This window comes from Coleofasciculus sp. (assembly GCF_046539235.1).
Classification (GTDB): domain Bacteria; phylum Cyanobacteriota; class Cyanobacteriia; order Cyanobacteriales; family Coleofasciculaceae; genus Coleofasciculus.
Map to the genome: position 1 here is coordinate 1 of NZ_JBKHHI010000461.1, position 4,909 is coordinate 4,909.

The following is a 4,909-nucleotide window of genomic DNA, read 5'->3' on the forward strand; positions in this document are numbered from 1 at the left end:
GTTCAGGGCGACTTGCTCCGATAACGTTGCTATTCAGCTAAATTTAACCTCTAGCCGGGAAATAAATTTCCGGCTAAAAGCTTAAGTAAGCTAAAGCTTACTCCATTAAAGAATTTGAACCAGTTTTAACGGGTTTTAGCTTTTAGCCCGAACTTAAGTTCAGGGCTAACCTCATCCGCTCTAATTCTTGCTCCAAATTATCTAAAACATTTTGCAACAACTGTAACTGATGATGCTCAATTGTCAGTTTTAACGGTTCATTAGTCAAATTAACATTAATCACCGTTTCCGCCAATTTCTCATACGCTTCCAGCGAGGAAACCGCCTCGCGGCTAAAACAAGTTAGGTACTCTGTCGCCGCATTGGTGTACGCTTGAGTCACTTGTTCTAGGTATGACATTGAAGACTTTGGCGGTGCAGAATCGCTGGGAGTTTTGTTTAACAAATACGTCGCTCCACCCGCAACCGCCGCGCCAACGGGTCCACCAAATACCCAACCCAATCCTGTCGCGATCGCAACTGGAGTAACGCCCTTAGTTTCCTTCGCTTGGGGTGGGGGTTCCGGAAGCTTGACTTCTGGGGGTTTAGGAAAGGGAATCGTCAAATCAGTCGGGGGTTGGCGATCGAAAAATTCACTGGCTTGATGCACCCATTTAACAATTCCCTGTTGATGTTCCTGAATCGCCGCTTTAAAACCGCCTTGTTCCCATAAATTAAATGTACCCTGTTGTAGCGCTGAAACCAGTTCTGATTGATAGCGTTCTAAAAGTTTAGGTAAATACAGCCATCCTTGGAAATCAGACACACTGACGGCGAATCCTTTTTGGATTAGGTTCTGTGCTTTTTGTTTAATCTCTATTTTACTTTGATGCTTTTGTTGAGCCACCGTAATTTCAGCAGAAACGGCTTGAACTTTAGCGGTTGCAGCCTGTTGGATTTGAGACGCGATCGCTTCCACACGGGGAAAGCGGATGGCGAGGTTCTCATGGCGCGTGGCGACAATGCTTTGCAGCGCCGATTCCAGCATATCTAAGCCCGTAGTTTGGGCGGCGGCGGTATCGCCTTTGAGTCGATAGCGTAAGGCGGGGAGAGCATCGACGCGATAGATATTACTGATATTATTCGGCAGTTGCGATCGGAAACTTTCCGCCACAAACAGCAAACGGTTATAGACTTGTTTCTGCTCATCGGGTTCCAATAAATTCAGAAAGTTTACCACAAAAATAACCGTAGTAATTCCCCGATCCAATAACCAATCTCTCAGGTGTTCTCGTTCCCCTAATGTCATCAATTTACGACCATCGAGCACCTGTACAATTAAATCAGCGGTGAGCAGTTGATCCCGAACTAAAGCATCCTGGGCTTCCTGATCATCCGTTCCCGGTAAATCCAGCAATTCTACCCCCGTTTTCAGGAACGGATGGGGACAAAAGACCTCAACATTGGTTACATCCTCCCGCATCCGCCGTTGGTCATCTAAAATGGCAAACTGTTTCAGAATATCAGTACCATTTTCACTAATTTGTTGACCATTGCTGAGGGTAATGCGCGTGTGTAACTCGTTCCCGTAGCAGATATGAATCGCCGCGCCTGTGGTGGGGATTAAATCGATAGGTAGGGTACGTTTCCCCAATAAAGCATTGAGTAGGGTTGATTTCCCATAATTAAAGGGACCAAAAACAGCGATACGGAAAATCGGATTCTCCAGATAATCACACAGTGCGATCGCGTCTTGGCGGAGTTGGGCATTTTGTTCCCCATCCAGCAACCCAATCGCCGAGCGCAGCCTGTTAGCAAGTTCGCGGAAAACGTCCTGTTCCATTAGTATGAAGGGGACTTAGGGATTAATGGCACTGAAAATTTGCATTAGGGAATCACCGAAACCTTTGATATACCGTAGGGTGGGCATTGCCCACCAACATACCAGTCAGTGGCATTCGACTTAGGGATAAAGGGAAGAGACATCACCAGGGAAATAGTCAACTTATCCGTCTAGTATATCTTGACCGATGGAAATCTCTACATCCGTAACCTGGAACACAACCTGTCAGGCTTAAAATGATCAACAGCACCTATTACAGATTTCACGATGATCAAAGCTTATGCCGCTCATGAACCTGGAGGAAAACTCCAACCCTTTGAGTATGATCCGGGTAATCTCGGCGATGAAGACGTAGAGATTAATGTCGAGTATTGTGGGATTTGTCACAGTGACCTGAGTATGCTGGACAACGAGTGGGGAATCACTGAATATCCTTTTGTTCCAGGTCATGAGGTTGTTGGTACAATTGCCGCATTGGGTGATAAAGTCACCACGCTCAACCTAGGACAACGAGTTGGATTAGGATGGTTTTCGGGTTCCTGCATGAATTGCGAATGGTGTATGTCAGGGAATCACAACCTTTGCTCGAACGCAGAAGGGACAATTGTCAGTCGTCATGGTGGATTCGCGGATAAGGTTCGCGCGGATCATAGTTGGGTGTTTCCCCTCCCCGATGCAGTAAATCCCGCTACTGCAGGTCCTTTGTTCTGCGGCGGGATTACCGTATTTAACCCTATTGTTCAGTTTGACATTAAACCCAGCGATCGCGTTGGCGTGATTGGTATTGGTGGATTAGGTCATATCGCGCTACGTTTCCTCCAGGCGTGGGGGTGTGAAATAACGGCGTTTTCCAGTAGTCCTGACAAAGAAGCAGAAGCACGGGAATTGGGAGCAACTCATTTTATCAATTCTAGCGATCCCAAAGCATTGGAGTCAGTGCAGAATTCCTTTGATTTTATTCTCTCCACGGCTTGTGCTGACCTCAATTGGGACGCTTACATTGCTGCATTACGTCCCAAAGGTCGGTTACACTTTGTTGGAGTAATACCCAATCCCCTATCCACCCAGCTTTTCCCCATGATTGCTGGTCAAAAGTCAATTTCAGCTAGTCCAGTGGGGAGTCCAGCAACGATTTCCCAAATGATCGACTTCGCCGCACGACAGGGTGTTGAACCGATTACGGAAACCTTCAGCTTTGAGCAGGTGAATGAAGCGATGGAAAAGCTGCGCCATGGTAAACCGCGCTATCGCTTAGTTTTGAAGCATTAGAATAAAAAAATTGCAATTGTGAGGGATGTGCGTTGATAGGTGACAAAATCAAACCCGATTGGGTGGGTGATGACCTTCTTTCCCGATTGGTCAACGTTCTGATTCAGACGAAGCCGATTTATAATGTGATGAAACACCCAGCTCGGCAAGTTGGGGGTTATGTTGCGATGGTCGATAATAATCCTAAATCTCCCGTCATCCAAAATTTGTCACCTGTACTGTTTACCTTAATGAAAAGCACTGAACCTTGGTCAGATGATTATTACACCTTGGATGTGGAAAGACTGAAGCAGAGGGTGGGATTTGAACATAGTGTCACCGTGGCGAGTGACCCGCGACACCGTACCATTATAGGTCGAAAACCTGAGTAGAAATAGGACGCGATCGCTCCAAGGAATATAGCACATTGTAGGGGCGACCCGCTTGCACCAATCCACAACGGTGTCCACTCAATTTGATCGGGTCGCCCTTTACTCAACTGAGACTCTCCCTTTTAGCCATCTATCAAAGCTTGAAACCGCTGATCTTCCCGAATTCTGTCAAAATCTGAGTCGGTTTTAGCTATTTCGGGTCTTCCGTACTTAGTGTGCTAAATTGTTAGTTTGATTAGTCCGAACATTGAACAGTAAGAGCTTTAGCCATTTCTTCCCATATTTCAAGTCATTTTGATGGACTTAGGCGCTACAGTCCTTGTGTGGTGAGCGTTATGAACTCGCTCAAGCTGATAGTTTAGCACACGCTTGTCTGGAAGACCCGATAAATGCTCTCATTCCATTACCGCCTGTCCCAAACGCTTCAAAATCCGTAGAACCTCACCTAACTCATGTCGCCTGGGAAACAGCGAAAAAGTCCGTGATACATCATACTCTGGATTATCTCCTTGACTAAGCTTTAAAAACACAAACTCATCCCCATTTGTCGCCATACCAAACACTGAACTCCCCCTCTGGGGACTCGCTAACATATAAGCCAATAACTGCGGTAAAGCCGCCGGAACCGGAATACTGGTTCGCTTTGACTCAATCACCAAGATCCAAAGTTGTTCTTGTACAACTAGCGTATCAATAAAACCGCGAATCGTTTCTTCAGGATCATCCAGTTCTAATCCAACCCCATAAGGCGAACGAATGCGGAAAGGCGGATCAAGAAACCCGGCAAGTTCCAATAGTGGCGAAACGACCACCAGATTAATTGTACCTTCCAATAACAAACCATCGCCGCGATGATAATCATAGCGTTGCTTAATCCGAGCAACACCCGCCTGTTCTCGTTCGTCGAGTTCAGGTAAATTGTTAACCCACTCGCTGAAAAAGCGATCATTGTCCGCCTGACGTAAATTACAACGCACCCGCAGATCGTTTAAGCTTTTTATAGTGTCTGTAATTCCTACACCTGTAACCATCTGTTGTTGTTTATTTGTTAACCTTAGTTTAGCAAACTGTTCATGATAAGCTGTTCGGCATTTAAACCGTAATGTCAATAATGACGAGCATCCTTGTAGTGCGTTTAGCGAAGCCATGCCGCAGGCTTTGCATCTTGCTCGCTACTAATACCCAATTTAAATGTATGACAGCTTTTCTCCCACCACCCGCGATCGCACCCCAATATGTAGGGGCTTTCTTTAGGGATTAAATCGGTAGACACACCCCAAATAAAACAACGAAACCCGCCCTCTTCTTAACCGTAAGGGGTGGATTTTGAATTGAGGTTATCGGTTAGGTTCAATACCGTTGAAGGGCGGGTTTTGTCTGAAATGTATTGATTTACCCGTTCATTGAGTTCCTAAACCCGCCCCTACATGGGAATTTTCCTGTCAAC

The 4,909-nt window shown here is 46.0% G+C and carries 4 protein-coding genes and 1 pseudogene; 2 read left to right on the forward strand and 3 right to left on the reverse strand.

The window, feature by feature from the left end:
- Positions 1 to 142: 142 nt before the first annotated feature.
- The gene (locus tag ACLFWI_RS26710) at positions 143 to 1,822 is read right to left on the reverse strand and encodes a dynamin family protein (protein ID WP_446415441.1); all 1,680 of its coding nucleotides are present in this window, start codon (positions 1,820 to 1,822) and stop codon (positions 143 to 145) included.
- Between the two features lie 267 nt (positions 1,823 to 2,089).
- On the opposite strand from ACLFWI_RS26710, the gene ahr reads away from it, so the two are divergent.
- Both ahr and ACLFWI_RS26720 read left to right on the forward strand, forming a co-directional pair.
- Positions 2,090 to 3,091 (forward strand): NADPH-dependent aldehyde reductase Ahr, encoded by a 1,002-nt coding sequence (ahr, locus tag ACLFWI_RS26715; protein ID WP_446415442.1) that lies wholly within the window; start codon positions 2,090 to 2,092, stop codon positions 3,089 to 3,091.
- A gap of 152 nt (positions 3,092 to 3,243) precedes the next feature.
- Positions 3,244 to 3,462, forward strand: a pseudogene (locus ACLFWI_RS26720) (class I SAM-dependent methyltransferase); the annotation flags it as partial.
- Positions 3,463 to 3,584: 122 nt separating this feature from the next.
- Here the strand turns inward: ACLFWI_RS26720 and ACLFWI_RS26725 are convergent.
- Both ACLFWI_RS26725 and ACLFWI_RS26730 read right to left on the reverse strand, forming a co-directional pair.
- The gene (locus ACLFWI_RS26725) at positions 3,585 to 3,656 is read right to left on the reverse strand and encodes a TPR end-of-group domain-containing protein (RefSeq protein WP_446415443.1); all 72 of its coding nucleotides are present in this window, start codon (positions 3,654 to 3,656) and stop codon (positions 3,585 to 3,587) included.
- Between the two features lie 201 nt (positions 3,657 to 3,857).
- Positions 3,858 to 4,493 carry a type I restriction endonuclease subunit R gene (locus ACLFWI_RS26730; RefSeq protein WP_446409250.1) on the reverse strand — a complete coding sequence of 212 codons (636 nt, stop codon included), beginning with the start codon at positions 4,491 to 4,493 and terminating at the stop codon, positions 3,858 to 3,860.
- Between the last annotated feature and the right edge of the window lie 416 nt (positions 4,494 to 4,909).